We start from the raw sequence: 1,730 nt of genomic DNA on the forward strand, positions 1-1,730 counted from the left end.
CTGACTTCGCGTGGTTCATTGCATCACGGCCGCTATCGTGCACACCTTTGTGTGGCGCTTCGAGCTGCGCGTAGCTTCTTAGCTGGCTATATGCTTTGCCGTCACCTCTGTAGTACCACTGGCCCAATCGACATTCTGAATGGCTATTGACGGTTTCACCAAAAGAGCCACTTTGCAGTAAGCGATAGATGTTGTTTTTCCAAATGGCATGATCAAGCTTGACCGTATCGAGGAAAGAGCGGGTAGACGCAAAGTGGATCACCCGTTTCATGTGCTCTGATTTGACAACCACCTCGTTGACGATTGAGCCAATTTGCGCCGAAGAGGCGGATACTTCTTCTGCGCAGATTTGGTTTTCATCAATCGCGCTTTTGATTGAGCTGACTTGGGTTAGCACCTGATTAACCAGCGAATCAATTTGTTCGCTCGCTTCACTGGCTTTGGCTGCCAAATTTCTTACCTCGTCCGCCACCACTGCAAATCCGCGGCCTGCTTCACCAGCGCGTGCAGCCTCAATCGCTGCGTTGAGAGCCAATAAGTTCGTTTGGTCAGAAATCTCTTGGATAGTAGATACAAGGTGGGAAATAGAAGTCGCGGTGTTATCTAATATCTGCACAGATTCAATGCTTTGAGTGGCTTGTGAGCTGATTTTTACCGCTCGGTCATCCAGACGTGCGAGTGCTTGATGTGTTTGCTTGAACATATCATCAAGCAGCTTTAGCTCTTCGTTTTCATGCGCCATAGATTGAGCGCTTTCGACCATCGCTGTGCGAATGGTTTGGAGCATATCTCCGCCTTTCAAGCAGCTCGACATCAACTCGTCGCTACTTTCGTAACGCTGTTGCGCTGTGTTCAGTAGTTGTTTGGCTTCTTTTAACTGACGTTCCAACGTCTCAACGTCGGTTTGGTACTTGTCTTTAAGGCTCGCTAATTCTTGCTTAAGCGCCTCATTTTCCATTTTTAATTTTTTTGATCCGAACATATTTTTTATAAATGCAGCAAGGTTTTAAAAAATTCATGTTAAATCAGTTGGATAAGCAATGCACCATGACTTTCATATACTTGTTCATTTTTGTCACATTTTTTATGTGGGTTTTCATAAAAAGAGCGAAAGTCGCCCCTATCAATGTGAACGTGGTCAACACTGAGTGACGGATGAGTGAATCTAAATGGAAAGCTATGGAATAGAAAAGGGCGGGTGGAAGATAGGGGAAGAGGGCTCTTCCCCTTAGTATTTCGAGTGCTGAGGTTTTACTTTATGTGGAAAATTTGTTCAGTTTCAAGAGACGTCATCGCGCGAATTTGACGCCAAATGTAGTAAAAAATACCAAACATCATCAACATGCTAGGAATGGCGATCATCGGGTAGCTGTAAAGTGTCAACTTACCGAGCTCTTCATTGAAGGCCGCGGTGCCTGATGGACTGGTGACGATCCACGTAGCAAGGAAGTAGTTCATTGCAGATGAGAATGCAAAGGTGCTTGCGAACAAGTAGTTCGAAGACATTAGGCAACGTTCGAACGCATCGGTTTTACCATTTTCTCTCAAACGCTCGTTAATCAACGCGAGGTTCAAAACCGTGTCGTTCAATACCATTTTTTGCATCAATGGGTAGCGGGTAAAAGTGGAGCCCAATACCGCGATGCCGATCAGGCCGGGAATCAAGGCTTCTTTCAAGGCTAACCAGCGAGTATCAAGCTCCAACAAGCCGATGCCACCAGTTAATAATA

Annotated in this window: 2 protein-coding genes; both read right to left on the reverse strand. The window is 45.7% G+C overall.

Annotated elements, in window-relative coordinates; translation table 11 throughout:
* Positions 1-982: methyl-accepting chemotaxis protein (locus R7P72_RS23910; RefSeq protein WP_318110813.1), on the reverse strand; the 982-nt coding region annotated here is incomplete at its 3' end.
* A gap of 269 nt (positions 983-1,251) precedes the next feature.
* Positions 1,252-1,730, reverse strand: a 479-nt coding sequence (locus tag R7P72_RS23915; RefSeq protein ID WP_318110814.1) for a VC0807 family protein, incomplete at its 5' end; no start/stop codon positions are given.

Origin of the sequence: Vibrio sp. Vb0888 (assembly GCF_033338835.1) — a bacterium.
GTDB classification, from domain to species: Bacteria; Pseudomonadota; Gammaproteobacteria; order Enterobacterales; family Vibrionaceae; genus Vibrio; species Vibrio alginolyticus.